This window comes from Streptomyces sp. SID3212 (genome assembly GCF_009865405.1).
Taxonomy (GTDB): Bacteria; Actinomycetota; Actinomycetes; order Streptomycetales; family Streptomycetaceae; genus Streptomyces.
Map to the genome: position 1 here is coordinate 1 of NZ_WWJY01000264.1, position 570 is coordinate 570.

Below are 570 nucleotides of genomic sequence, written 5' to 3' on the forward strand. Positions count from 1 at the left end.
GGCGGCGTCGACGTCCTCCGCCGTACCGGCCGGGACCGTGGCGATGACCTGTTCGTCCGTGGGGTTCACGACGGCGATCGTGTCCGTCCCCGCGGCGGGCCGCCAGTGTCCGCCGATGTACATGCCGTCGTGTGCCTTCATGGTGATTCCCTCCGGGCCTGCCGAGTCGGCGCCTCGGTACGCGTGCGCGTCGGCGTCCCGTCCAAACTAGCGGCGTTAGTTTTACGGCGCCAGGGTGTCGCTGCCCACAGTCGTACGGCTCCCGGCCTCCGGCCTCCGGCTCCCGGCTCCCGACCGCGCTCAGCCGTCGAGGCCCGGCAGGTCCCTGGGCGCCGGGCAGATGCGGCGGCCCTGGTGGTCGAAGACGTAGAGGTGGGCGAGGTCGACGAGGAGGGGGACCTGGGCGCCGGTCCGCAGGCGCAGGTCGGGGCCGGTCCGCACGACGAGGTCACTGGCCGCGAGGGCCGGGCGCTCCTGCGGGGCGGAGGGCGTGTCGCTCCCGCGGTCGTCGAGCACCACGACGGGCCCGCTGACGTGACCGCCGCCGGCCGGGGCGGCGGTTCGGCCGTT

The 570-nt window shown here is 74.9% G+C and carries 2 pseudogenes; both read right to left on the bottom strand.

The features are described from left to right. Nucleotides 1-141: pseudogene (locus tag GT042_RS07945) on the bottom strand (aldehyde dehydrogenase family protein); the annotation flags it as partial. Between the two features lie 159 nt (nucleotides 142-300). Then, nucleotides 301-570, bottom strand: a pseudogene (locus tag GT042_RS38830) (sugar ABC transporter ATP-binding protein); the annotation flags it as partial.